The organism is Pseudomonas sp. S31, assembly GCF_016648105.1.
GTDB lineage: Bacteria > Pseudomonadota > Gammaproteobacteria > Pseudomonadales > Pseudomonadaceae > Aquipseudomonas.
In genome coordinates this window covers 131145-152772 of the sequence record NZ_JACVVE010000011.1, presented here as the reverse complement: position 1 = coordinate 152772, position 21628 = coordinate 131145, and the positions used below count along the sequence as shown (strand labels likewise).

Here is a 21628-nt window from a genome sequence, read left to right as displayed (position 1 = left end):
TCTGCTGCGTGGTACCAAGCGTGACGACGTTGAGCGTGGCCAGGTTCTGGTTAAGCCAGGTTCGGTCAAGCCGCACACCAAGTTCACCGCAGAAGTCTACGTCCTGTCGAAGGAAGAAGGCGGTCGTCACACTCCGTTCTTCAAAGGCTACCGTCCTCAGTTCTACTTCCGTACCACTGACGTGACCGGTAACTGCGAACTGCCGGAAGGCGTTGAAATGGTAATGCCAGGCGACAACATTCAGATGACTGTCACCCTGATCAAGACCATCGCAATGGAAGACGGTCTGCGCTTCGCTATCCGTGAAGGCGGTCGTACCGTCGGCGCCGGCGTCGTAGCCAAAATCATCGAGTAATCACTCGACCGATTGAAAAAACCCCCGCTCAGCGGGGGTTTTTTTTATTGGGTTGACACTAAATTGGGGCGTCTATAGAATCACGCCTCCTTTTAGCGGGCGTAGTGCGTCCGTTGGGAACAGCCTGGAGTCTGAAATCCAATGCAAAATCAGCAAATCCGTATCAGGTTGAAGGCTTTCGACCATCGCCTGATCGACCAATCCACCCAGGAAATCGTGGAAACCGCGAAACGTACTGGTGCACAAGTGCGTGGTCCAATTCCACTGCCTACCCGCAAAGAGCGTTTCACCGTTCTGGTCTCCCCGCACGTCAACAAAGACGCGCGTGACCAGTACGAGATCCGCACTCATAAGCGTGTTCTGGACATCGTCCAGCCAACGGATAAAACCGTTGACGCGCTGATGAAGCTTGATCTGGCGGCAGGTGTGGAAGTACAGATCAGCCTCGGCTAAGACTTCGGTCTGGTCGTGTAACGCTCTGAAATGGGCGGCCATAGCGGGTGAAAGCCCCGTACACTCATGAGGTTTACAACATGACTATTGGTGTAATCGGTCGCAAGTGCGGTATGACCCGCATTTTCACCGAAGAAGGTGTCTCCATTCCGGTCACGGTCATCGAGATCGAGCCGAATCGTGTCACCCAGTTCAAAACTGAAGAAACCGATGGCTACCGTGCAGTGCAAGTCACTGTCGGCGAGCGTCGCGCTTCGCGTGTGACTGCCGCTCAGGCAGGCCACTTCGCCAAGGCCAACGTTGCCGCTGGTCGCGGTGTCTGGGAGTTCCGTCTTGAAGAAGGCGATTTCCAGGCTGGCGATCTGATCAAAGCTGAACTCTTCACTGCAGGCCAGCTGGTAGACGTTACTGGTCAGTCCAAAGGTAAAGGCTTCGCCGGTACCATCAAGCGCTGGAACTTCCGTGGCCAGGACAACACCCACGGTAACTCCGTGTCGCACCGTGTCCCAGGTTCCATCGGCCAGTGCCAGACTCCTGGTCGTGTGTTCAAGGGCAAGAAAATGTCCGGTCACATGGGCGCCGAGCGCGTGACTGTTCAGTCCCTGGAAGTAGTTCGCGTAGACGCTGAACGCAACCTGCTGCTGATCAAGGGTGCCGTTCCAGGCGCTACTGGCGGCGACGTGGTTGTGCGTCCAGCTGTCAAGGCTCGCGGTTAAGGGGAAACTGACATGCAACTCAATGTAAATGACGCTCAGGCGATCGAAGTTTCCGAACTGACTTTCGGTGGCGAATTCAACGAGACGCTGGTACACCAAGCAGTCGTGGCCTACATGGCCGGCGGCCGTCAGGGCACCAAGCAGCAGAAGACCCGTTCCGACGTGGCTGGTGGCGGTAAGCGCCCATGGCGTCAGAAGGGTACTGGCCGTGCTCGTGCTGGTACCACTCGTGGTCCGATCTGGCGTGGCGGTGGTGTAACCTTCGCAGCCCGTCCTCAAGATCACTCGCAGAAGCTCAACAAGAAGATGTACCGCGCAGCCCTGCGCTCCATCCTCGCCGAGCTGGTGCGTAGCGACCGTCTGGTCGTGGTTCAGGACTTCGCTGTCGAAGCACCGAAAACCAAAGATCTGCTGAACAAGCTGAACGGCATGGGTCTGAACGACGTTCTGATCGTTTCCGACGCTGTTGATCAGAACCTGTACCTGGCTGCTCGCAACCTGCCGCACGTCGACGTACGTGACGTTCAAGGTTCCGACCCGGTCAGTCTGATCGCATACGAGAAGGTGTTGATCACCGTCTCGGCCGTGAAGAAATTCGAGGAGCTGCTGGGATGAACCAGGAACGCGTATTCAAAGTCCTCCTTGGCCCGCACGTTTCCGAGAAGGCTACCGTTCTGGCTGAGAAAAAAGGCCAGTTCGTATTCAAGGTTGCTACCGATGCAACCAAGCTGGAAATCAAGAAAGCTGTCGAAGGCCTGTTCAACGTAAAAGTTGAAAACGTGTCGACTGTTAACGTTCTGGGTAAAACCAAGCGTACCGCACGTGGTCTGGGCAAGCGTAATGACTGGAAGAAGGCGATCGTCTCCCTTCAGCCAGGCCAAGATCTCGATTTCAGCAGCAGTGCTGAGTAAGGAAGGGGTGCATCATGGCAATCGTTAAATGCAAACCGACTTCCCCTGGCCGCCGTTTCGTGGTCAAGGTGGTCAACAAGGAGCTGCACAAAGGCGCTCCTCACGCACCGCTGATCGAGAAAAAATCGAAGTCTGGTGGTCGTAACAACAATGGCCGCATTACCACTCGTCACGTTGGTGGTGGTCATAAGCAGCATTACCGTCTGGTCGACTTCCGTCGCAACGACAAAGATGGCATTCCAGCCACTGTCGAGCGTATCGAATACGACCCGAACCGTACTGCTCACATCGCCCTGCTGTGCTACGCAGACGGTGAGCGTCGCTACATCATCGCCCCTAAAGGCGTGAGCGCTGGCGACCAGCTGATCGCAGGTGCCCTGGCCCCAATCAAGGCCGGTAACTCCCTGCAACTGCGCAACATTCCAGTAGGTAGCACCATTCACGGCATCGAACTGAAGCCGGGTAAAGGTGCACAGATCGCTCGTTCCGCTGGTGCCTCGGCTCAGCTGATCGCTCGCGAAGGTGTCTACGTGACCCTGCGTCTGCGCTCTGGTGAAATGCGTAAAGTCCTGGCTGAGTGCCGTGCGACCCTGGGCGAAGTCTCGAACTCCGAGCACAGCCTGCGTTCGCTGGGTAAAGCTGGTGCCAAACGCTGGCGCGGCGTTCGCCCAACCGTTCGTGGTGTTGCCATGAACCCGGTTGACCACCCACATGGTGGTGGTGAAGGTCGTACCTCCGGTGGTCGTCATCCGGTATCGCCATGGGGCTTCCCAACCAAGGGTGCTAAAACCCGTGGTAATAAGCGTACCGACAACATGATCGTCCGTCGTCGCAAGTAACTAGAGGGATACGACAGTGCCACGTTCTCTGAAAAAAGGTCCTTTTATCGATCTTCACCTGCTGAAGAAGATCGAAGTGGCGGTGGAGAAGAACGATCGCAAGCCAGTTAAAACCTGGTCGCGTCGTTCGATGATCCTGCCACAAATGGTCGGTCTGACCATCGCGGTTCACAACGGTCGTCAACACGTCCCAGTTCTGGTGAACGAAGACATGGTCGGCCACAAACTGGGCGAGTTCGCCGGTACCCGCACCTATCGCGGGCACGTGGCTGACAAGAAAGCCAAGCGTTAAGGGGTAAGGAAATGGAAGTAGCCGCTAAGTTGTCGGGCGCTCGAATCTCCGCCCAGAAAGCCCGCTTGGTCGCCGACCAGATCCGCGGGAAGAAGGTGGGCGAAGCGCTCAACCTGTTGGCCTTCAGCAGCAAAAAAGCCGCTGAAATCATGAAGAAAGTCCTCGAGTCGGCCGTAGCCAACGCCGAACACAACGAAGGCGCAGACGTTGATGACCTGAAGGTCTCCACCGTCTTCGTCAACGAAGGGCGTTCGCTGAAGCGCATCATGCCACGTGCCAAAGGCCGTGCTGATCGCATCGTCAAGCGGTCTTGCCATATCACTGTCAAGGTTGCGGACAAGTAACGGAGTCGATCAGATGGGTCAGAAAGTACATCCCACTGGCATTCGCCTGGGAATCGTCAAGGAGCACACCTCCGTCTGGTACGCAGACGGTGCTACTTACGCAGATTACCTGTTGAAGGATCTGAAAACGCGTGAGTACCTCCAAGACAAACTAAAAAGCGCGTCCGTAAGCCGTATCGATATTCATCGTCCGGCTCAAACTGCACGCATCACCATCCACACCGCTCGTCCAGGTATCGTTATCGGGAAGAAAGGTGAAGATGTCGAGAAGCTGCGTCAGGACCTGACCAAGCAGATGGGTGTGCCTGTGCACATCAACATCGAAGAGATCCGCAAGCCGGAACTCGACGCTATGCTGGTTGCGCAGAGCGTAGCTCAGCAGCTGGAACGCCGCGTAATGTTCCGTCGCGCCATGAAGCGCGCCGTACAGAACGCCATGCGTATTGGTGCCAAGGGCATCAAGATCCAGGTGAGCGGTCGTCTCGGCGGTGCTGAGATTGCTCGTACCGAGTGGTATCGCGAAGGTCGTGTGCCTCTGCACACCCTGCGTGCCGATATCGACTACAACACCTACGAAGCTCACACCACCTACGGTGTGATCGGTGTGAAGGTTTGGATCTTCAAAGGCGAAGTTATTGGTGGTCGCCAAGAAGAACTGAAACCACAAGCACCAGCGCCTCGTAAAAAAGCTGCTAAGTAAGGGGTACGCCAAATGTTGCAACCAAAGCGTACAAAATTCCGCAAGCAGATGACCGGCCACAACCGTGGTCTGGCACTGCGCGGTAGCAAAGTCAGCTTCGGCGAATTCGCTCTGAAAGCTGTTGCTCGCGGTCGCCTCACCGCTCGCCAGATCGAGTCGGCACGTCGTGCCCTGACCCGTCACGTAAAACGTGGCGGCAAGATCTGGATCCGTGTGTTCCCGGACAAGCCGATCTCCAAGAAGCCTCTCGAGGTTCGTATGGGTAAAGGTAAGGGCTCCGTGGAATACTGGGTTGCCCAGATCCAGCCAGGCAAAGTCCTGTACGAGATCGAGGGTGTTTCTGAAGAGCTGGCGCGCGAAGCTTTCGCCCTGGCTGCTGCAAAGCTGCCTCTCGCCACCTCCTTTGTTAAGCGGACGGTGATGTGATGAAAGCGAATGAACTTCGTGAAAAATCTGCACAGCAACTGAATGAGCAACTGCTCGGCTTGCTGCGCGACCAGTTCAATCTGCGTATGCAGAAAGCAACTGGCCAGTTGGGTCAGTCGCACCTGCTCTCGCAAGTTAAGCGTGACATCGCTCGCGTGAAAACTGTGCTCAACCAGCAGGCAGGTAAGTGATCATGGCTGAAGCTGAAAAAACCGTCCGTACGCTGACTGGCCGTGTCGTCAGCGACAAAATGGACAAGACCATCACCGTTCTGATCGAGCGTCGCGTCAAGCACCCGATCTACGGTAAATACGTTAAGCGTTCGACTAAGCTGCACGCGCACGACGAAGCCAACCAGTGCAAGATCGGCGACAAGGTTTCCATTCGCGAAACCCGTCCGCTGGCCAAGACCAAGTCCTGGGCACTGGTTGAAGTCCTCGAACGCGCTGTTGAAGTCTAAGGGCTAGGGGTCGGAGAAATTTTATGATTCAGACTCAATCCATGCTCGATGTGGCCGATAACAGCGGCGCGCGTCGCGTCATGTGCATCAAGGTACTCGGCGGTTCGCACCGCCGTTACGCCGGCATCGGTGACATCATCAAAGTAACCGTCAAGGAAGCAATTCCGCGCGGTAAGGTCAAGAAAGGCCAGGTGATGACCGCTGTTGTCGTCCGTACCCGTCACGGTGTACGTCGCGCTGACGGTTCCATCATTCGTTTCGACGGCAACGCTGCTGTTCTGCTGAACACCAAGCAAGAGCCGATCGGCACTCGCATCTTCGGGCCAGTGACCCGTGAACTTCGTACCGAGAAGTTCATGAAGATCGTCTCGCTCGCCCCTGAAGTGCTGTAAGGAGATCCGACATGCAAAAGATTCGTCGTGACGACGAGATCATCGTGATCGCCGGCAAAGACAAAGGTAAGCGCGGTAAGGTGCTGAAGGTTCTGGCTGATGACCGTCTGGTCATCGGTGGCGTGAACCTGGTCAAGCGTCATACCAAGCCTAACCCGATGGCGGGCGTTCAGGGCGGTATCGTCGAAAAAGAAGCGCCTCTGCACGCTTCCAACGTTGCCATCTTCAACGGCGAAACCAACAAGGCTGACCGCGTTGGTTTCAAAGTAGAAGACGGTAAGAAAATTCGTGTCTTCAAGTCGACCCAAAAAGCGGTTGATGCTTGAACACTGCTAGGTAGAAGACCATGGCACGACTGAAAGAGATTTACCGGAACGAAATCGCTCCCAAGCTTAAGGAAGAACTTAAGCTGTCGAACGTGATGGAAGTTCCGCGCGTTACCAAAATCACCCTGAACATGGGTCTGGGCGAAGCGATCGGCGACAAGAAAGTCATCGAGCACGCTGTTGCCGACCTGGAAAAGATCACCGGTCAAAAGCCGGTCGTGACTTTCGCTCGTAAATCCATCGCGGGCTTCAAAGTCCGTGAAGGCTGGCCGATCGGCGTCAAGGTGACTCTGCGTAGCGACAAGATGTACGAATTCCTGGACCGCCTGCTGGCGATCTCCCTGCCTCGGGTTCGCGACTTCCGCGGCCTGAATGCCAAGTCCTTCGATGGTCGTGGCAACTACAGCATGGGCGTGAAAGAGCAGATCATCTTCCCGGAAATCGACTACGACAAGATCGATGCTCTGCGCGGTTTGGACATCACCCTGACCACCACTGCTCGTTCGGACGACGAAGGCCGCGCTCTGCTGCGTGCTTTCAAGTTCCCGTTCCGCAACTGATTGGAGTAGGAAAATGGCCAAGAAGAGCATGAAGAACCGCGAGCTGAAGCGTCAGCTCACGGTAGCCAAGTTCGCTAAGAAGCGTGCTGAGCTGAAAGCGACCATCGTCAACGTCAACGCCTCTCCAGAAGAGCGTTTCGCTGCCGTAGTCGCTCTGCAGAAGCAACCACGCGACGCCAGCGCCTCGCGCCTGCGCAACCGTTGCCGCCTGACCGGTCGTCCTCACGGTGTATACCGTAAGTTCGGCCTGGGCCGTAACATGCTGCGTCAAGCTGCAATGCGCGGTGACGTACCAGGCCTGGTCAAAGCCTCCTGGTAAGCGCTGCAGGTGTGATCCCGGCGGAAGGGGAGCAATCTTCCGACCGCCGGTGACCTCACCATCGAACAAGCCCCTTCATGGGGCTTGTTTCGTTTCTGCCTTGTGTCTAGAATGACCGGCTCACCTGAGCCCGGGTTTTTTGCCCTGTCCGCTCAGGTGGTTGTGATAGCCGCAAGGCTAATAATTCTTGTATCAGGAGCATCTAGCCCATGAGTATGCAGGACCCGTTAGCGGACATGCTAACTCGCATCCGTAATGCCCAGATGGCTGAAAAGTCCGTCGTAAGCATGCCTTCCTCCACGTTGAAGGTCGCGGTTGCCAAAGTTCTGAAGGACGAAGGTTACATCGCTGGCTACCAGGTTACTGGTGAAGCCAAGCCTTCCCTGTCGATCGAACTGAAGTACTTCGAAGGCCGTCCGGTCATCGAGGAACTGAAGCGCTCCAGCCGTCCAGGCCTGCGCCAGTACAAGTCCGTCACAGACCTGCCGAAAGTACGCGGCGGCCTGGGCGTGTCTATCGTCTCCACCAACAAAGGTGTGATGACTGATCGCGCTGCGCGCGCTGCCGGTGTCGGCGGCGAAGTTCTGTGCACAGTGTTCTAAGGGGGGATAGACATGTCTCGCGTCGCTAAGAACCCCGTTAAGCTGCCCGCAGGCGTCGAAGTCAAATTCGCCGGCCAGCAGCTTTCGGTGAAGGGTGCCAAAGGCACTCTCGAACTGAACGTTCACTCGTCTGTTGAAGTTACCGAAGAATCTGGTGAGCTGCGTTTCGTCGCTCGCAATGGTGACCAGCAAGCTCGTGCCATGGCCGGTACCACCCGCGCTCTGGTGAACAACATGGTCCAAGGCGTAAGCCAAGGCTTCGAGCGCAAGCTCCAGCTGGTCGGTGTTGGTTACAAGGCACAGGCTAAAGGCCCGGTCCTGAACCTGGCCCTGGGCTTCTCTCACCCAGTGGACTACGAACTGCCAGCCGGTATCACCGCTGAAACGCCTAGCCAGACCGACATCCTGATCAAGGGTATCGACAAGCAGCTGGTAGGTCAGGTGGCCGCTGAAATCCGCGGGTTCCGTCCGCCAGAGCCTTACAAAGGCAAGGGTGTACGTTACGCGGACGAAGTAGTCCGTCGTAAAGAAGCCAAGAAGAAGTAGGGCCTAGCAAATGACCGACAAAAAAGTTACTCGACTGCGTCGCGCTCGCAAAGCACGTCTCAAGATGCACGAACTCGAAGTCGTGCGCCTGTGCGTGTTCCGCTCTTCGCAGCACATCTATGCCCAGGTCATTTCGGCCGACGGCAGCAAGGTTCTGGCAAGCGCCTCGACCTTGGACAAAGACCTGCGTGATGGCGCCACTGGCAACATCGACGCGGCCACTAAGGTTGGCAAGCTGGTAGCTGAGCGCGCGAAAGCCGCCGGTGTATCTCAAGTTGCCTTTGACCGTTCCGGCTTCAAGTACCATGGCCGCGTCAAAGCGCTGGCTGATGCTGCTCGTGAAGGCGGGCTGGAGTTCTAAGTTATGGCAAATAACGATCAAAAGCGCGACGAAGGCTACATCGAGAAGCTGGTTCAAGTTAACCGCGTAGCTAAAACCGTTAAAGGCGGCCGTATCTTCACCTTCACCGCGCTGACCGTGGTAGGTGATGGCAAGGGTCGTGTTGGCTTCGGCCGTGGCAAGTCGCGCGAAGTACCAGCCGCGATCCAGAAAGCCATGGAAGCTGCTCGTCGCAACATGATCCAGGTTGACCTGAAGGGCACCACCCTGCAGTACGCCACCAAGGCTGCCCACGGCGCCTCGAAGGTCTACATGCAGCCTGCCTCGGAAGGTACCGGTATCATCGCCGGCGGCGCCATGCGTGCCGTCCTGGAAGTTGCTGGTGTTCAGAACGTCCTGGCCAAGTGCTACGGTTCGACCAACCCAGTGAACGTGGTCTACGCCACCTTCAAGGGTCTGAAAGCCATGCAATCTCCTGAGTCCATTGCCGCCAAGCGTGGCAAGAGCGTTGAGGAGATCTTCTGATCATGGCAACTGTAAAAGTAACGCTGATCAAAAGCACCGCTGGCCGCCTGCCTAACCACATCCTGTGTGTCAAAGGCCTGGGTCTGCGTCGCATCGGTCACACTGTAGAAGTCCAGGATACTCCCGAGAACCGCGGGATGATCAACAAGGCTTACTACATGCTGCGCGTCGAGGGTTAATCGATGAAACTCAATGATCTGAGTCCAGCGCCGGGTTCCCGTCGCGAGAAGCATCGTCCGGGTCGTGGTATCGGTAGCGGTTTGGGTAAGACTGGTGGCCGCGGCCACAAAGGTCAGACCTCCCGTTCCGGTGGTTCGATCGCTCCGGGCTTCGAAGGCGGTCAACAGCCGCTGCACCGTCGTCTGCCGAAGTTCGGCTTCGTTTCCCTGAAAGCCATGGATCGCGCCGAAGTGCGTCTGTCCGAGCTGGCTAAAGTGGAAGGCGACGTGGTCTCCGTGCAATCCCTGAAGGATGCCAACGTGATCGGCCAGAACGTACAGCGTGTGAAAATCATGCTGTCTGGCGAAGTCACTCGCGCAGTCACCATCAAGGGTATCGCAGCCACCAAGGGTGCGCGTGCGGCTATCGAAGCAGCTGGCGGCAAGTTCGAGGAATAAATGGCTAAGCAAGGTGCTCTCTCTTCGCTCGGTAAGGGCGGGATGTCGGAACTCTGGGCTCGTCTGCGCTTTCTGTTCATGGCGATCATCGTCTATCGGATAGGTGCGCACATCCCGGTTCCAGGCATCAATCCGGACCGTCTGGCGGATCTGTTTCGACAGAATGAGGGGACCATTCTTAGCTTGTTCAACATGTTTTCCGGTGGAGCGCTCGAGCGCATGAGCATCTTTGCACTGGGGATCATGCCGTACATCTCGGCATCGATCATCATGCAGCTGATGACCGCGGTCAGCCCGCAACTGGAGCAGTTGAAGAAGGAAGGTGAAGCTGGCCGTCGCAAGATCAGCCAGTACACCCGCTACGGCACCGTTATCCTGGCGCTGGTCCAAGCCATTGGCATGTCCATTGGCCTGGCCAACCAGGGCGTGGCGTTTTCTGCAGGGCTGGGCTTCTATGTCGTCGCCGTCTCCACGTTCGTGGCAGGCGCGATGTTCATGATGTGGCTGGGCGAGCAGATCACCGAGCGCGGTGTGGGCAACGGTATCTCGATGTTGATCTTCGCAGGTATCGTTGCCGGTCTTCCGAGAGCAATCGGGCAGTCTTTCGAGTCTGCACGCACAGGCGATATCAACATTTTCGCCCTGGTCGCTATCGGTTTGCTGGCAGTAGCGATTATCGGCTTCGTGGTGTTCATTGAGCGTGGTCAGCGTCGTATCGCCGTTCACTACGCCAAGCGTCAGCAGGGCCGCAAGGTCTTCGCTGCGCAGACCAGCCACTTGCCGTTGAAAGTGAACATGGCGGGGGTCATCCCGGCCATTTTCGCGAGCAGCATTCTGCTGTTCCCGGCTTCGCTGGGTTCCTGGTTCGGTCAGTCCGAAGGTATGGGCTGGCTGCAGGACATCTCGCAGTCGATCGCTCCTGGTCAGCCGTTGAACATTCTGCTGTTTAGTGCAGGGATCATTTTCTTCTGCTTCTTCTACACAGCGTTGATGTTCAACCCGAAAGACGTAGCGGAAAACCTGAAGAAGTCCGGTGCCTTTATTCCGGGTATCCGTCCTGGTGAGCAGTCGGCACGCTACATTGATGGCGTTCTGACCCGTTTGACCATGTTCGGTGCTCTTTACATGATGGCCGTCTGCCTTCTGCCCCAGTTCCTGGTGGTGGCAGCAAATGTGCCGTTCTACCTTGGCGGGACCTCGTTGCTGATTGTGGTAGTGGTTGTGATGGACTTCATGTCCCAAGTACAATCGCACCTCGTTTCGCACCAGTACGAATCCCTGATGAAGAAAGCCAACCTGAAAGGCTACGGCGGCAGCGGTCTGCTGCGCTGATTTAGCCCCTTAAGGTTCGAGGAGTCGGTAATGAAAGTTCGTGCATCGGTGAAAAAGCTGTGCCGTAACTGCAAGATCATCCGTCGCGAAGGCGTCGTGCGAGTGATCTGCAGCGCGGAACCGCGTCACAAGCAGCGCCAAGGCTGAGTGTGATCTGCGTTCAAACCCAGCAGCTAGTGTGCTGCTGGGTTGATTAATCGTTTCTACAGCGATATTATCTCGCGCCCTATTTCTTGGCTTCCGGGGCGTAGGTAGCTGTCAATTGGAGTCCCACTGAATGGCCCGTATTGCAGGCGTCAACATTCCAGATAACAAGCATACTGTTATCTCGCTGACCTACATCTATGGTGTCGGTCGCACAACTGCACAGAAGATCTGTGCAGACGCTGGTGTCAACCCAGCCGCTAAGATCAAGGATCTGAGCGACGAGCAAATCGAAACCCTGCGTGGCGAAGTCGCGAAGTTCACCACCGAAGGTGACCTGCGTCGTGACATCAACATGAAGATCAAACGCTTGATGGACCTGGGTTGCTACCGCGGCCTGCGTCATCGTAAAGGTCTGCCGGTTCGCGGTCAGCGCACCAAGACCAACGCACGCACCCGTAAGGGCCCGCGTAAGCCGATCCGCAAGTAATCGCCCAGGAATATAGACATGGCAAAACCTGCTGCTCGTCCTCGTAAGAAAGTCAAAAAGACAGTGGTTGATGGCATCGCCCACATCCATGCGTCTTTCAACAACACCATCGTGACCATCACCGACCGTCAGGGCAATGCTTTGTCCTGGGCGACCTCCGGTGGTTCGGGTTTCCGTGGTTCGCGCAAATCCACCCCGTTCGCAGCCCAGATCGCTGCTGAGCGTGCTGGTCAAGCTGCGCTGGAATACGGCCTGAAAAACCTCGACGTCAACGTCAAGGGTCCAGGTCCAGGTCGTGAGTCCGCCGTTCGTGCATTGAACAGCTGCGGCTACAAGATCGCCAGCATCACCGACGTGACGCCAATCCCGCATAACGGGTGCCGTCCGCCGAAGAAGCGCCGCGTGTAATCAGGAGACAGAGAAATGGCACGTTACATTGGTCCAAAATGCAAACTGTCTCGTCGTGAAGGCACTGACCTGTTCCTGAAGAGCGGCGTTCGCGCTCTGGAATCGAAGTGCAACATCGAAGCAGCCCCAGGTATCCACGGCCAGCGCCGTGGCCGTCAGTCCGACTACGGTACCCAGCTGCGCGAGAAGCAAAAAGTCCGTCGTATCTACGGTGTTCTGGAGCGTCAGTTCCGCGGTTACTACCAGGCTGCAGCCTCGAAAAAAGGCGCAACCGGTGAGAACCTGCTGCAACTGCTCGAGTGCCGTTTGGATAACGTCGTCTACCGTATGGGCTTCGGCTCGACTCGTTCCGAGTCCCGTCAGCTGGTTTCGCACAAAGCGATCAGCGTCAACGGTAAGACTGTAAACATTCCATCCTACCAAGTTCGTCCGGGTGACGTGGTCGCGGTTCGCGAGAAGTCGCTGAGCCAGCTGCGCATTGTTCAAGCCCTTGAACTGTGCGCCCAGCGTGGCCGCGTTGAGTGGGTTGACGTGGATGCTGCTAAAAAGTCGGGCGTTTTCAAGAACGTTCCTGCTCGCAGCGACCTGTCTGCCGACATCAACGAGAACCTGATTGTCGAGCTCTACTCCAAGTAAGGGCTAGAAAATAGGTGCATCCATGCAGATTTCGGTAAATGAGTTCCTGACTCCCCGCCACATTGATGTGCAGGTAGTCAGTCCGACCCGCGCCAAGATCACGCTCGAGCCTCTCGAGCGTGGTTTCGGCCATACCCTGGGCAACGCGCTGCGCCGCATCCTGTTGTCCTCCATGCCTGGCTGTGCAGTAGTCGAGGCCGAGATCGATGGCGTACTCCATGAGTACTCCGCGATCGAAGGTGTTCAGGAAGACGTCATTGAAATCCTGTTGAACCTGAAAGGCCTGGCTATCAAACTGCACGGTCGTGACGAAGTTACGCTGACCTTGTCGAAAAAGGGTTCGGGGGTGGTTACCGCTGCCGATATTCAGCTGGATCACGATGTCGAGATCGTCAACCCCGATCACGTAATCGCGAACCTGGCGTCCAACGGCGCCCTGAACATGAAGCTCACCGTAGCTCGTGGTCGCGGTTACGAGCCGGCCGACTCCCGTCAGACCGACGAAGACGAAAGCCGTAGCATTGGCCGTCTGCAGCTGGACGCTTCGTTCAGCCCGGTGCGTCGTATCGCCTATGTGGTCGAGAACGCCCGTGTTGAACAGCGTACCAACCTGGACAAGCTGGTCATCGATCTGGAGACCAACGGCACCCTGGATCCTGAAGAGGCTATCCGCCGCGCTGCGACCATCCTGCAACAGCAGCTGGCCGCGTTCGTCGACCTCAAAGGTGACAGCGAGCCGGTCGTAGTCGAGCAGGAAGACGAGATCGATCCGATCCTGCTGCGCCCGGTTGACGACCTGGAACTGACTGTACGTTCGGCCAACTGCCTCAAGGCGGAGAACATCTACTACATCGGCGACCTGATTCAGCGTACCGAAGTAGAGCTGTTGAAGACTCCTAACCTTGGCAAGAAGTCCCTGACTGAAATCAAGGACGTCCTGGCCTCGCGTGGTCTGTCTCTCGGCATGCGCCTCGACAACTGGCCGCCTGCAAGTCTTAAGAAAGACGACAAGGCGACCGCCTGATCGTCGTAATCACCGAACGTAGTGTTTGGTAAGGAATGAATCATGCGTCATCGTAAAAGTGGACGTCACCTGAGCCGTACCAGCTCTCACCGCAAAGCTATGTTCCAGAACATGGCTGTGTCGCTGATCGAGCACGAGCTGATCAAAACCACCCTGCCGAAAGCCAAGGAACTGCGCCGCGTTGCCGAGCCGCTGATCACCCTGGCCAAGGAAGACAGCGTTGCGAACCGCCGCCTGGCCTTCGATCGTACCCGTTCGAAGTCCGCTGTAGGCAAGCTGTTCAACGACCTGGGCAAGCGTTACGCCACCCGTCAGGGCGGCTACCTGCGCATCCTCAAGTGCGGTTTCCGCGCTGGCGACAACGCGCCTATGGCGTACGTCGAGCTGGTTGATCGTCCGGTCGGTGGTGCTGTAGAAGCCGCCGAGTAAGACGTTCTGTCTGCTACAAGAAACCGGGCCTAGTGCCCGGTTTTTTGTTCCTATACGCATTGTTAATTTCTATTGATGCAAGTCAGGCAATGAATTTGTTCTAGCGCTACCGCTCGTCGATACTTCTTTCAAGCCAAGCCGATTAGCCGGCGATCGAAGACCGATAAGGAGAGCCCATGAGCAAGATTCTCACCACCGCCAGCGGTGCACCTGTAGCCGACAACCAGAATTCCCGTTCCGCCGGCCCCCGCGGCCCGCTGCTGCTCGACGATTTCCACCTGATCGAGAAGCTCGCCCACTTCAACCGCGAGAACATTCCCGAGCGCCGCGTGCACGCAAAGGGTTCGGGCGCCTATGGCACCTTCACCGTTACCCGTGACATCACGCAATACACCAGCGCCAGGCTGTTCGACCAGATCGGCAAGCAGACCGAGACCTTCCTGCGTTTTTCTACCGTTGGTGGCGAGCGTGGCTCTGCCGATACCGAGCGCGATCCGCGTGGTTTCGCAGTGAAGTTCTACACCGAGGAAGGCAACTGGGACATCGTCGGCAACAACACCCCGGTGTTCTTCATCCGCGACCCACTGAAGTTTCCTGATTTCATCCACACCCAGAAACGTCAGCCGCAGACCAACCTCAAGAATGCTCAGATGATGTGGGACTTCTGGTCGCATTCGCCCGAAGCGTTGCACCAGGTCACCATCCTGTTCTCCGATCGCGGCATTCCGGATGGCTACCGCCACATGCACGGCTTTGGCAGCCACACCTACAGCCTGATCAACGCGCAAGGCGAACGCACCTGGGTGAAATGGCACTTCAAGACCCAGCAAGGCATCAAGAACCTGGCGCCGGCCGAGGCCGCACGCCTGGCCGGCAGCGACCCGGACTATGCCCAGCGCGATCTGTTCACAGCGATCGAGCGTGGCGATTTCCCACGTTGGACCGTGTGCATCCAGATCATGAGCGAGGCTGAGGCCGCCGGCCGCGCCGAGAACCCCTTCGACGTGACCAAGACCTGGTCGCAAAAGGACTATCCGCTGATCGAGGTCGGCGTTCTCGAACTCAACCGCAATCCGCTCAACTACTTCGCCGAGGTCGAGCAGGCTGCGTTCGGCCCGAGCAATATGGTGCCAGGTGTCGGCCTGTCGCCGGATCGTATGCTGCAAGGCCGGGTGTTCGCCTACGCCGATGCACACCGCTACCGGGTCGGTACCAATCACCAGCAGTTGCCGGTGAACGCGCCACGTAGCCCGGTGAACAGCTACCAGCGCGATGGTTCGATGGCGATGGGCAGCTACGGTAGTGCGCCGAACTACGAGCCCAACAGCTACGCCGATGCGCCCAAGCAGTCGCCACGCCACGCGGAACCTGCGCTGGCGCTGAGCGGTGCAGCAGACCGCTACGACCACCGCGAGGACACGGATTACTACAGCCATGCCGGCGCGCTGTTCCGCTTGATGAGCGACGAGCAGAAAGCACTGCTGATCGACAACATCGCCGGCACCATGGCAGGGGTCAGCGAGGATGTCATCCAGCGTCAGTTGCAGTACTTCTTCAAGGCCGATCCTGCTTATGGGGAGGGAATCGCCAAGGCCCTGGGCGTGAATCTCGCCTGAGTCGAAATGATAAGGAGAACCGCCCTCATTTGGGCGGTTTTTCAATGAATATCACTACTGTTTAGCCGATTTTTTGCATCTAATTGCGCGTTTTTCAGTGACCGCGAACAAAAGCTGGTTCACACTATGCTCATTGGCGTTTTCACATGGAGAAACAGGGCGATGCAAGGCCACCCGGACGTAATCAACTACCTCGTCACCTTGCTGAAGGGCGAGTTGGCGGCGCGCGACCAGTACTTCATTCACTCGCGCATGTACGAAGACTGGGGCTTGACCAAGCTCTACGAGCGTATCAACCACGAGATGGAAGAAGAGACGCAGCACGCTGATGCGCTGATGCGCCGCATCCTGATGCTCGAAGGTACTCCGGACATGCGCGCCGATGACCTCGAAGTGGGCACCACGGTGCCGGAAATGATCGAGGCCGATCTCAAGCTCGAATACAAGGTGCGTGGCGCCCTGTGCAAGGGTATCGAGCTGTGCGAACTGCACAAGGACTACGTCAGCCGTGACATTCTGCGTGCACAACTGGCCGATACCGAGGAAGACCACACCTACTGGCTGGAGAAGCAGCAGGGGCTGATCAAGGCCATCGGCCTGGAGAACTACCTGCAATCGCAGATGTAAGAAGTTGGGGCTGCTTTGCAGCCCTTCGCGGCACAAGGCCGCTCCTGCACAGGGCAGCGCCGACCTGATGGTTTGCGTTGTCCTGTGTAGGAGCGGCCTTGTGCCGCGAAAGGGGCGCAAAGCGCCCCAACTGCGTTATGCCCGATCCCGCTCCAGCAGCGGTTTCAGGTAATGCCCGGTATACGACTGCTTCATCTTGCTCAGTTCCTCGGGCGTACCACTGGCGATGATCTGGCCACCCTTGGAACCACCTTCAGGCCCCAGGTCAACCAGCCAATCGGCGGTCTTGATCACATCCAGGTTGTGCTCGATCACCACCACGGTATTGCCGTGGTCGCGCAAGCGATGCAGTACGTCGAGCAACTGCTGGATATCGGCGAAGTGTAAACCGGTGGTCGGCTCGTCGAGGATGTACAGGGTCTTGCCGGTGTCGCGCTTGGACAGCTCGCGCGACAGCTTGACCCGCTGCGCCTCGCCACCGGACAGCGTGGTCGCCGACTGCCCCAGCTTGATGTAGGACAGCCCCACATCCATCAGGGTTTGCAGCTTGCGCGCCAGGGCCGGCACCGCGTCGAAGAATTCGCGGGCATCCTCGATGGTCATTTCCAGCACCTCGTGGATGTTCTTGCCCTTGTACTTGATCTCCAGCGTTTCGCGGTTGTAGCGCTTGCTCTTGCACACGTCGCAAGGCACGTAGATGTCCGGCAGGAAGTGCATTTCCACCTTGATCAGGCCGTCGCCCTGGCATGCCTCGCAGCGCCCGCCCTTGACGTTGAACGAGAAGCGCCCCGGGCCGTAGCCGCGCGAACGGGACTCGGGCACGCCGGAGAACAGCTCGCGGATCGGCGTGAAGATCCCGGTGTAGGTCGCCGGGTTGGAGCGCGGCGTGCGGCCGATCGGGCTCTGGTCGATGTCCACCACTTTGTCCAGGTGCTGCAGGCCGTCCATGCTGCTGTGCGGCGCGGCTTCCAGGCTGCTGGCACCGTTGAGCGCGGTGGCGGCTAGGGGGAACAAGGTGTTGTTGATCAGCGTCGACTTGCCCGAGCCGGACACGCCGGTCACGCAGGTGAGCAGGCCGATCGGGATTTCCAGGTCGACGTTCTGCAGGTTGTTGCCACGTGCGCCCTTGAGCTTGAGCTGCAGCTTCTTGTTGCGCGGCGTGCGCTTGGCCGGCACGACGATCTTCTTGCGCCCGGAGAGGTACTTGCCGGTGAGCGAGTCGGGGTGTTCCATGACCTCTTGGGGCGAGCCCTCGGCGACGATCTGACCACCGTGCACACCGGCGCCCGGGCCGATATCGACCACGTAGTCGGCCAGGCGGATGGCGTCCTCGTCGTGTTCCACCACGATCACCGTGTTGCCCAGGTCGCGCAGGTGGTTGAGGGTAGCCAACAGGCGGTCGTTGTCCCGTTGATGAAGACCGATGGACGGTTCGTCGAGGATATACATCACCCCAACCAGGCCGGCGCCGATCTGGCTGGCCAGGCGGATCCGCTGCGCCTCGCCACCGGACAGGGTCTCGGCGCTGCGGTCCAGGGTCAGGTAGTCGAGGCCGACGTTGACCAGGAACTGCAGGCGTTCGCAGATTTCCTTGAGGATCTTCGCGGCGATCTCACCACGCCGGCCGGTCAGGGTCAGGGCGGCGAAGTAGTCGCTGGCATCGCCGATCGGCAGGTTGGTCACCGCCGGTAGGGTCTTCTCGCCAACCCAGACGTGACGCGCCTCGCGGCGCAGGCGGGTGCCTCGGCAGTCAGGGCACGGCTGGGTGCCGAGAAACTTGGCCAGCTCTTCGCGCACGGTGGCCGACTCGGTCTCGCGATAGCGGCGCTCGAGGTTGGGCACGATGCCTTCGAACGGGTGCGAGCGCTTGACGATATCGCCGCGGTCGTTGAGGTACTTGAAGTCGACGCTCTGCTTGCCGCTGCCCTGGAGGATCACCTTCTGGTGCTCAGCCGAAAGCTCGCCGAACGGCTCCTCAAGGCTGAAGCCATAATGCGCGGCCAGCGAGCCGAGCATCTGGAAGTAATACACGTTGCGCCGATCCCAGCCGCGGATCGCACCTTCGGCCAGGGTCAGCTCGCTATTGACCAGGCGTTTGGTGTCGAAGAACTGCTTGACCCCCAGGCCATCGCAGGTCGGGCAGGCACCGGCCGGGTTGTTGAAGGAGAACAGCTTGGGCTCCAGTTCGCTGATGGCATGCCCGCACACCGGGCAGGCGAAGCGCGCGGAGAAGATCATCTCCTCGCCTTCCTCGTCGTCCATCGGCGCCACCAGGGCAATGCCGTCGGCCAGCTTCAGCGCGGTTTCGAACGACTCGGCCAAGCGTTGTTGCAGGTCACCCCGAGCCTTGAAGCGGTCCACCACCACATCGATGCTGTGCTTCTTCTGCTTGTCGAGCTTGGGCAGTTCGTCGAGCTCGTACAGCTTGCCGTTGACCCGCGCCCGCACGAAACCTTGCGCGCGCAGTTCGTCGAAGACCGCCAGGTGCTCGCCCTTGCGCTCGCGGATGACCGGCGCCAGGAGCATCAGCTTTGTGCCTTCCGGGCGTTCGAGTACCAGGTCGACCATCTGGCTGATGGTCTGCGCCTCCAGCGGAATGTCGTGGTCCGGGCAGCGCGGGGTACCGACGCGGGCGTAGAGCAGGCGCAGGTAATCGTAGATCTCGGTGATGGTGCCGACCGTCGAACGCGGGTTGTGCGACGTCGATTTCTGCTCGATGGAAATGGCTGGCGACAGACCTTCGATGGTGTCGACGTCAGGCTTTTCCATCATCGACAGGAACTGCCGGGCATAGGCCGACAGCGACTCGACATAGCGGCGCTGGCCTTCGGCGTACAGGGTGTCGAAGGCCAGGGATGACTTGCCCGAGCCGGACAAGCCGGTGATCACGATCAGTTTGTCGCGCGGCAGGGTCAGGTCGATGTTCTTCAGGTTGTGGGTCCGTGCCCCACGAATCAGGATCTTGTCCACTGCGGCCTCGCTTGGCGGGCATAAACAAGGAAGTATACGGCGCACTGCCAGTACGCGGCAAAGCGTCGCGTAGATGCCGTCAAGCTGTCGGACTGATAGAATCGCCGCCGGTTCACACGAGGTTAATCCATGCACGACACCCATACCGAGCGCATGAGTGGCAGCGAAACGCGCGCCGCAGGCGGCCTCGCCCTGGTCTTTGCCTTCCGCATGCTGGGCATGTTCATGGTCCTGCCGGTACTGGCCACCTATGGCATGGACCTGGCTGGCGCCACCCCCGCGTTGATCGGCCTGGCCATCGGTGCCTACGGCCTGACCCAAGCCGTGCTGCAGATCCCGTTCGGGGTGATTTCCGATCGCATCGGCCGCAAGCCGATCATCTACCTGGGGTTGGTAATCTTCGCCTTAGGCAGTGTGCTGGCGGCGCAAGCCGACTCGATCTGGGGCGTGATTGCCGGGCGCATCTTGCAAGGGGCGGGGGCAATTTCCGCTGCCGTCATGGCGCTGCTGTCGGACCTGACCCGCGAACAGCACCGGACCAAGGCCATGGCCATGATCGGCATGAGCATCGGCCTGTCGTTCGCCGTGGCAATGGTCGTCGGGCCCTTGTTGACTCGGGCCTTTGGCTTGTCGGGATTGTTCCTGGCCACGGCAGGGCTTGCCTTGGTCGGCATCTTCTTGATCGCCTTCGTCGTGCCCAACACCCACAGCACGTTGCAGCACCGCGAGTCTGGCGTAGCGCGCCAGGCGCTCGGCCCGACCCTGCGCAATCCGGACCTGCTGCGCCTGGATGCGAGCATCTTCATCCTCCACGCCATCCTCATGGCCAGCTTCGTCGCGCTGCCGCTGGCGTTCGTCGAGCGTGGCGGCTTGCCCAAGGAGCAGCACTGGTGGGTGTACCTGACCGCGCTGCTCGTCTCATTTTTCGCAATGGTTCCCTTCATCATCTACGGCGAAAAAAAGCGCAAGATGAAGCGCGTGTTGGCTGGAGCGGTCGCGGTCCTGCTGCTGGTTGAGCTCTACTTCTGGGAGTGGGCTGACGGTTTGCGCGGACTGGTGATTGGCACCGTGGTATTCTTTACCGCATTCAACCTGCTGGAGGCTTCGTTGCCTTCGCTGGTGAGCAAGGTGTCGCCTGCCGGTGGCAAGGGGACGGCGATGGGGGTCTATTCCACCAGCCAGTTCCTCGGCGCAGCGTTGGGGGGAATCCTCGGTGGCTGGTTGTTCCAGCACGGCGGGCTGAACACGGTGTTCCTCGGTTGCTCGGTGCTGTGCGCCATCTGGCTGGTCGTTGCGTTGCGCATGAACGAGCCGCCTTATGTGACGAGCCTGCGCATGCCGCTGACGCCGGAAGCAGTCCGGGAAGCCGGCCTGACCGAACGGCTGATGGCCGTGCCGGGTGTGACCGATGCCGTGGTGGTGGCTGAAGAGGCCGCCATCTATATCAAACTGGATACGAAAATTTTGGACCGTGCGACCCTCGAGCGTCTGGTGAACCCAGCCTCATCGGCGTGCGAAGCCTAGGAGAACGTTATGGCCCGTGGGGTTAACAAAGTCATTCTGGTCGGCACCTGTGGCCAGGATCCCGAAGTCCGCTACCTGCCCAACGGTAACGCCGTGACCAACCTGAGCCTGGCCACCAGCGAGCAGTGGACCGACAAGCAGTCGGGCCAGAAGGTCGAGCGTACCGAGTGGCACCGTGTGTCGCTGTTCGGCAAGGTTGCCGAGATTGCCGGCGAATACCTGCGCAAGGGTTCGCAGTGCTACATCGAAGGCAAGCTGCAGACTCGCGAGTGGGAAAAGGACGGCATCAAGCGCTACACCACCGAGATCATCGTCGACATCAACGGCACCATGCAGCTGCTCGGCGGTCGTCCGCAGGGCCAGCAGCAGGGCGGCGACCCGTACAACCAGGGTGGCGGCAACTACGGTGGTGGCCAGCAGCAACAGTACAACCAGGCCCCGCCACGCCAACAGGCCCAGCGCCCGCAGCAACAGCAGCAGCGCCCGGCGCCACAGCAGCCTGCGCCGCAGCCCGCGGCTGACTTCGATAGCTTCGATGACGACATTCCGTTCTGATCGCAGCGCAATAGCGTCTAGCTGAACCAGAAACCCAGGGCCGTGGCTCTGGGTTTTTTATGGGTGATTGATGCTGGGCAAGCGTCGGGGCGATGTCACATAGGGCCGCTGTTTCGCTTGTTGATGTAGGGTATTTCTGAAGCTGGTTTG

Annotated in this window: 33 protein-coding genes and 1 pseudogene; 33 read left to right on the top strand and 1 reads right to left on the bottom strand. The window is 58.6% G+C overall.

Going from position 1 to position 21628, the window contains the following annotated elements; all coding sequences use genetic code 11:
• The 31 genes and pseudogenes from IAE37_RS11095 to bfr form a co-directional block, all read left to right on the top strand.
• Window positions 1-355, top strand: a pseudogene (locus IAE37_RS11095) (hypothetical protein); the annotation flags it as partial.
• 141 nt (window positions 356-496) lie between these two features.
• The gene (gene rpsJ, locus IAE37_RS11090) at window positions 497-808 is read left to right on the top strand and encodes a 30S ribosomal protein S10 (protein WP_003186070.1); all 312 of its coding nucleotides are present in this window, start codon (window positions 497-499) and stop codon (window positions 806-808) included.
• 80 nt (window positions 809-888) lie between these two features.
• On the top strand, window positions 889-1524 hold the full coding sequence (rplC, locus tag IAE37_RS11085) for a 50S ribosomal protein L3 (protein ID WP_003255486.1): 636 nt from the start codon (window positions 889-891) through the stop codon (window positions 1522-1524).
• A gap of 12 nt (window positions 1525-1536) precedes the next feature.
• Entirely contained in the window at window positions 1537-2139 is a 603-nt protein-coding gene (gene rplD, locus IAE37_RS11080) for a 50S ribosomal protein L4 (RefSeq protein ID WP_008089819.1), read from the top strand.
• Window positions 2136-2435 (top strand): 50S ribosomal protein L23, encoded by a 300-nt coding sequence (gene rplW / locus IAE37_RS11075; protein WP_003255484.1) that lies wholly within the window; start codon window positions 2136-2138, stop codon window positions 2433-2435. Before rplD ends, rplW begins: the two co-directional genes overlap by 4 nt.
• 14 nt (window positions 2436-2449) lie before the next feature.
• Complete coding sequence (gene rplB, locus IAE37_RS11070) at window positions 2450-3274, top strand: 50S ribosomal protein L2 (RefSeq protein WP_003255483.1); 825 nt, start codon at window positions 2450-2452, stop codon at window positions 3272-3274.
• A 16-nt stretch (window positions 3275-3290) separates the two neighbouring features.
• Window positions 3291-3566, top strand: a complete 276-nt coding sequence (gene rpsS, locus IAE37_RS11065) for a 30S ribosomal protein S19 (protein ID WP_010486981.1) — start codon at window positions 3291-3293, stop codon at window positions 3564-3566.
• An 11-nt stretch (window positions 3567-3577) separates the two neighbouring features.
• Window positions 3578-3910: a 50S ribosomal protein L22 gene (gene rplV, locus IAE37_RS11060; RefSeq protein ID WP_003103908.1), complete on the top strand. Its 333-nt coding sequence runs from the start codon at window positions 3578-3580 to the stop codon at window positions 3908-3910.
• Between the two features lie 13 nt (window positions 3911-3923).
• Window positions 3924-4610: a 30S ribosomal protein S3 gene (rpsC, locus tag IAE37_RS11055; RefSeq protein WP_003255481.1), complete on the top strand. Its 687-nt coding sequence runs from the start codon at window positions 3924-3926 to the stop codon at window positions 4608-4610.
• A 12-nt stretch (window positions 4611-4622) separates the two neighbouring features.
• Window positions 4623-5036, top strand: coding sequence for a 50S ribosomal protein L16 (gene rplP, locus IAE37_RS11050; protein ID WP_003255479.1), 414 nt, complete (start codon window positions 4623-4625; stop codon window positions 5034-5036).
• Complete coding sequence (gene rpmC, locus IAE37_RS11045; protein ID WP_002555481.1) at window positions 5036-5227, top strand: 50S ribosomal protein L29; 192 nt, start codon at window positions 5036-5038, stop codon at window positions 5225-5227. Before rplP ends, rpmC begins: the two co-directional genes overlap by 1 nt.
• A gap of 2 nt (window positions 5228-5229) precedes the next feature.
• A complete protein-coding gene (rpsQ, locus tag IAE37_RS11040) occupies window positions 5230-5496 on the top strand; it encodes a 30S ribosomal protein S17 (RefSeq protein ID WP_003255478.1) in 267 nt (88 codons plus the stop codon).
• 23 nt (window positions 5497-5519) lie between these two features.
• Window positions 5520-5888, top strand: a complete 369-nt coding sequence (gene rplN / locus IAE37_RS11035) for a 50S ribosomal protein L14 (RefSeq protein ID WP_008089810.1) — start codon at window positions 5520-5522, stop codon at window positions 5886-5888.
• An 11-nt stretch (window positions 5889-5899) separates the two neighbouring features.
• Window positions 5900-6214 (top strand): 50S ribosomal protein L24, encoded by a 315-nt coding sequence (rplX, locus tag IAE37_RS11030; RefSeq protein WP_003255476.1) that lies wholly within the window; start codon window positions 5900-5902, stop codon window positions 6212-6214.
• A 20-nt stretch (window positions 6215-6234) separates the two neighbouring features.
• Window positions 6235-6774, top strand: a complete 540-nt coding sequence (gene rplE, locus IAE37_RS11025) for a 50S ribosomal protein L5 (RefSeq protein ID WP_003255474.1) — start codon at window positions 6235-6237, stop codon at window positions 6772-6774.
• A 13-nt stretch (window positions 6775-6787) separates the two neighbouring features.
• Window positions 6788-7093: a 30S ribosomal protein S14 gene (gene rpsN, locus IAE37_RS11020; protein ID WP_009681970.1), complete on the top strand. Its 306-nt coding sequence runs from the start codon at window positions 6788-6790 to the stop codon at window positions 7091-7093.
• Between the two features lie 209 nt (window positions 7094-7302).
• Complete coding sequence (gene rpsH / locus IAE37_RS11015) at window positions 7303-7695, top strand: 30S ribosomal protein S8 (RefSeq protein WP_008089805.1); 393 nt, start codon at window positions 7303-7305, stop codon at window positions 7693-7695.
• Between the two features lie 12 nt (window positions 7696-7707).
• Complete coding sequence (gene rplF / locus IAE37_RS11010; protein ID WP_201173326.1) at window positions 7708-8241, top strand: 50S ribosomal protein L6; 534 nt, start codon at window positions 7708-7710, stop codon at window positions 8239-8241.
• Between the two features lie 10 nt (window positions 8242-8251).
• Window positions 8252-8602 (top strand): 50S ribosomal protein L18, encoded by a 351-nt coding sequence (gene rplR, locus IAE37_RS11005; RefSeq protein ID WP_008089801.1) that lies wholly within the window; start codon window positions 8252-8254, stop codon window positions 8600-8602.
• Window positions 8603-8605: 3 nt separating this feature from the next.
• Complete coding sequence (gene rpsE, locus IAE37_RS11000; RefSeq protein WP_003255465.1) at window positions 8606-9106, top strand: 30S ribosomal protein S5; 501 nt, start codon at window positions 8606-8608, stop codon at window positions 9104-9106.
• 2 nt (window positions 9107-9108) lie between these two features.
• Window positions 9109-9285 (top strand): 50S ribosomal protein L30, encoded by a 177-nt coding sequence (gene rpmD / locus IAE37_RS10995; RefSeq protein ID WP_029614570.1) that lies wholly within the window; start codon window positions 9109-9111, stop codon window positions 9283-9285.
• Window positions 9286-9288: 3 nt separating this feature from the next.
• Entirely contained in the window at window positions 9289-9723 is a 435-nt protein-coding gene (rplO, locus tag IAE37_RS10990; RefSeq protein ID WP_023382625.1) for a 50S ribosomal protein L15, read from the top strand.
• The gene (gene secY / locus IAE37_RS10985; protein WP_201173322.1) at window positions 9724-11055 is read left to right on the top strand and encodes a preprotein translocase subunit SecY; all 1332 of its coding nucleotides are present in this window, start codon (window positions 9724-9726) and stop codon (window positions 11053-11055) included. It abuts the gene before it with no gap.
• A gap of 30 nt (window positions 11056-11085) precedes the next feature.
• Entirely contained in the window at window positions 11086-11202 is a 117-nt protein-coding gene (gene rpmJ, locus IAE37_RS10980) for a 50S ribosomal protein L36 (RefSeq protein WP_002555468.1), read from the top strand.
• A 130-nt stretch (window positions 11203-11332) separates the two neighbouring features.
• A complete protein-coding gene (gene rpsM / locus IAE37_RS10975; protein ID WP_003255457.1) occupies window positions 11333-11689 on the top strand; it encodes a 30S ribosomal protein S13 in 357 nt (118 codons plus the stop codon).
• An 18-nt stretch (window positions 11690-11707) separates the two neighbouring features.
• Complete coding sequence (gene rpsK / locus IAE37_RS10970; protein ID WP_003255454.1) at window positions 11708-12097, top strand: 30S ribosomal protein S11; 390 nt, start codon at window positions 11708-11710, stop codon at window positions 12095-12097.
• Window positions 12098-12112: 15 nt separating this feature from the next.
• Complete coding sequence (gene rpsD, locus IAE37_RS10965) at window positions 12113-12733, top strand: 30S ribosomal protein S4 (protein WP_009681977.1); 621 nt, start codon at window positions 12113-12115, stop codon at window positions 12731-12733.
• A 22-nt stretch (window positions 12734-12755) separates the two neighbouring features.
• Window positions 12756-13757, top strand: coding sequence for a DNA-directed RNA polymerase subunit alpha (locus IAE37_RS10960; RefSeq protein ID WP_003255452.1), 1002 nt, complete (start codon window positions 12756-12758; stop codon window positions 13755-13757).
• A 42-nt stretch (window positions 13758-13799) separates the two neighbouring features.
• Window positions 13800-14186, top strand: coding sequence for a 50S ribosomal protein L17 (gene rplQ, locus IAE37_RS10955; protein ID WP_003255451.1), 387 nt, complete (start codon window positions 13800-13802; stop codon window positions 14184-14186).
• A gap of 176 nt (window positions 14187-14362) precedes the next feature.
• Window positions 14363-15802, top strand: a complete 1440-nt coding sequence (locus IAE37_RS10950) for a catalase (RefSeq protein WP_201173320.1) — start codon at window positions 14363-14365, stop codon at window positions 15800-15802.
• Window positions 15803-15964: 162 nt separating this feature from the next.
• The gene (gene bfr, locus IAE37_RS10945) at window positions 15965-16429 is read left to right on the top strand and encodes a bacterioferritin (RefSeq protein ID WP_133330047.1); all 465 of its coding nucleotides are present in this window, start codon (window positions 15965-15967) and stop codon (window positions 16427-16429) included.
• 135 nt (window positions 16430-16564) lie between these two features.
• Here the strand turns inward: bfr and uvrA are convergent, their stop codons facing one another.
• Window positions 16565-19399 carry an excinuclease ABC subunit UvrA gene (uvrA, locus tag IAE37_RS10940; RefSeq protein ID WP_201173317.1) on the bottom strand — a complete coding sequence of 945 codons (2835 nt, stop codon included), beginning with the start codon at window positions 19397-19399 and terminating at the stop codon, window positions 16565-16567.
• 129 nt (window positions 19400-19528) lie between these two features.
• Here uvrA and IAE37_RS10935 point away from each other — a divergent pair, with 129 nt between their 5' ends.
• Complete coding sequence (locus IAE37_RS10935; RefSeq protein ID WP_201173315.1) at window positions 19529-20923, top strand: MFS transporter; 1395 nt, start codon at window positions 19529-19531, stop codon at window positions 20921-20923.
• 9 nt (window positions 20924-20932) lie between these two features.
• On the top strand, window positions 20933-21478 hold the full coding sequence (locus IAE37_RS10930; RefSeq protein ID WP_201173313.1) for a single-stranded DNA-binding protein: 546 nt from the start codon (window positions 20933-20935) through the stop codon (window positions 21476-21478).
• Window positions 21479-21628: the final 150 nt, after the last annotated feature.

Excerpts from the sequence above, each read along its gene's own strand:
- rplX (WP_003255476.1), top strand. The coding sequence starts at position 5,900 with ATGCAAAAGATTCGTCGTGACGACGAGATCATCGTGATCGCCGGCAAA.
- rplF (WP_201173326.1), top strand. The coding sequence starts at position 7,708 with ATGTCTCGCGTCGCTAAGAACCCCGTTAAGCTGCCCGCAGGCGTCGAA.
- rpsD (WP_009681977.1), top strand. The coding sequence starts at position 12,113 with ATGGCACGTTACATTGGTCCAAAATGCAAACTGTCTCGTCGTGAAGGC.
- rpsC (WP_003255481.1), top strand. The coding sequence starts at position 3,924 with ATGGGTCAGAAAGTACATCCCACTGGCATTCGCCTGGGAATCGTCAAG.
- IAE37_RS10935 (WP_201173315.1), top strand. The coding sequence starts at position 19,529 with ATGCACGACACCCATACCGAGCGCATGAGTGGCAGCGAAACGCGCGCC.
- rpsN (WP_009681970.1), top strand. The coding sequence starts at position 6,788 with ATGGCCAAGAAGAGCATGAAGAACCGCGAGCTGAAGCGTCAGCTCACG.
- rpmD (WP_029614570.1), top strand. The coding sequence starts at position 9,109 with ATGGCAACTGTAAAAGTAACGCTGATCAAAAGCACCGCTGGCCGCCTG.
- rpsJ (WP_003186070.1), top strand. The coding sequence starts at position 497 with ATGCAAAATCAGCAAATCCGTATCAGGTTGAAGGCTTTCGACCATCGC.
- rplV (WP_003103908.1), top strand. The coding sequence starts at position 3,578 with ATGGAAGTAGCCGCTAAGTTGTCGGGCGCTCGAATCTCCGCCCAGAAA.
- rpsK (WP_003255454.1), top strand. The coding sequence starts at position 11,708 with ATGGCAAAACCTGCTGCTCGTCCTCGTAAGAAAGTCAAAAAGACAGTG.
- rplE (WP_003255474.1), top strand. The coding sequence starts at position 6,235 with ATGGCACGACTGAAAGAGATTTACCGGAACGAAATCGCTCCCAAGCTT.
- rplP (WP_003255479.1), top strand. The coding sequence starts at position 4,623 with ATGTTGCAACCAAAGCGTACAAAATTCCGCAAGCAGATGACCGGCCAC.
- rplQ (WP_003255451.1), top strand. The coding sequence starts at position 13,800 with ATGCGTCATCGTAAAAGTGGACGTCACCTGAGCCGTACCAGCTCTCAC.
- rplW (WP_003255484.1), top strand. The coding sequence starts at position 2,136 with ATGAACCAGGAACGCGTATTCAAAGTCCTCCTTGGCCCGCACGTTTCC.
- rplO (WP_023382625.1), top strand. The coding sequence starts at position 9,289 with ATGAAACTCAATGATCTGAGTCCAGCGCCGGGTTCCCGTCGCGAGAAG.
- rplR (WP_008089801.1), top strand. The coding sequence starts at position 8,252 with ATGACCGACAAAAAAGTTACTCGACTGCGTCGCGCTCGCAAAGCACGT.
- rpmJ (WP_002555468.1), top strand. The coding sequence starts at position 11,086 with ATGAAAGTTCGTGCATCGGTGAAAAAGCTGTGCCGTAACTGCAAGATC.
- rpsE (WP_003255465.1), top strand. The coding sequence starts at position 8,606 with ATGGCAAATAACGATCAAAAGCGCGACGAAGGCTACATCGAGAAGCTG.
- bfr (WP_133330047.1), top strand. The coding sequence starts at position 15,965 with ATGCAAGGCCACCCGGACGTAATCAACTACCTCGTCACCTTGCTGAAG.
- IAE37_RS10960 (WP_003255452.1), top strand. The coding sequence starts at position 12,756 with ATGCAGATTTCGGTAAATGAGTTCCTGACTCCCCGCCACATTGATGTG.
- rplN (WP_008089810.1), top strand. The coding sequence starts at position 5,520 with ATGATTCAGACTCAATCCATGCTCGATGTGGCCGATAACAGCGGCGCG.
- rplB (WP_003255483.1), top strand. The coding sequence starts at position 2,450 with ATGGCAATCGTTAAATGCAAACCGACTTCCCCTGGCCGCCGTTTCGTG.
- IAE37_RS10930 (WP_201173313.1), top strand. The coding sequence starts at position 20,933 with ATGGCCCGTGGGGTTAACAAAGTCATTCTGGTCGGCACCTGTGGCCAG.
- rpsQ (WP_003255478.1), top strand. The coding sequence starts at position 5,230 with ATGGCTGAAGCTGAAAAAACCGTCCGTACGCTGACTGGCCGTGTCGTC.
- rplD (WP_008089819.1), top strand. The coding sequence starts at position 1,537 with ATGCAACTCAATGTAAATGACGCTCAGGCGATCGAAGTTTCCGAACTG.
- secY (WP_201173322.1), top strand. The coding sequence starts at position 9,724 with ATGGCTAAGCAAGGTGCTCTCTCTTCGCTCGGTAAGGGCGGGATGTCG.
- rpmC (WP_002555481.1), top strand. The coding sequence starts at position 5,036 with ATGAAAGCGAATGAACTTCGTGAAAAATCTGCACAGCAACTGAATGAG.
- rpsM (WP_003255457.1), top strand. The coding sequence starts at position 11,333 with ATGGCCCGTATTGCAGGCGTCAACATTCCAGATAACAAGCATACTGTT.
- rplC (WP_003255486.1), top strand. The coding sequence starts at position 889 with ATGACTATTGGTGTAATCGGTCGCAAGTGCGGTATGACCCGCATTTTC.
- rpsH (WP_008089805.1), top strand. The coding sequence starts at position 7,303 with ATGAGTATGCAGGACCCGTTAGCGGACATGCTAACTCGCATCCGTAAT.
- IAE37_RS10950 (WP_201173320.1), top strand. The coding sequence starts at position 14,363 with ATGAGCAAGATTCTCACCACCGCCAGCGGTGCACCTGTAGCCGACAAC.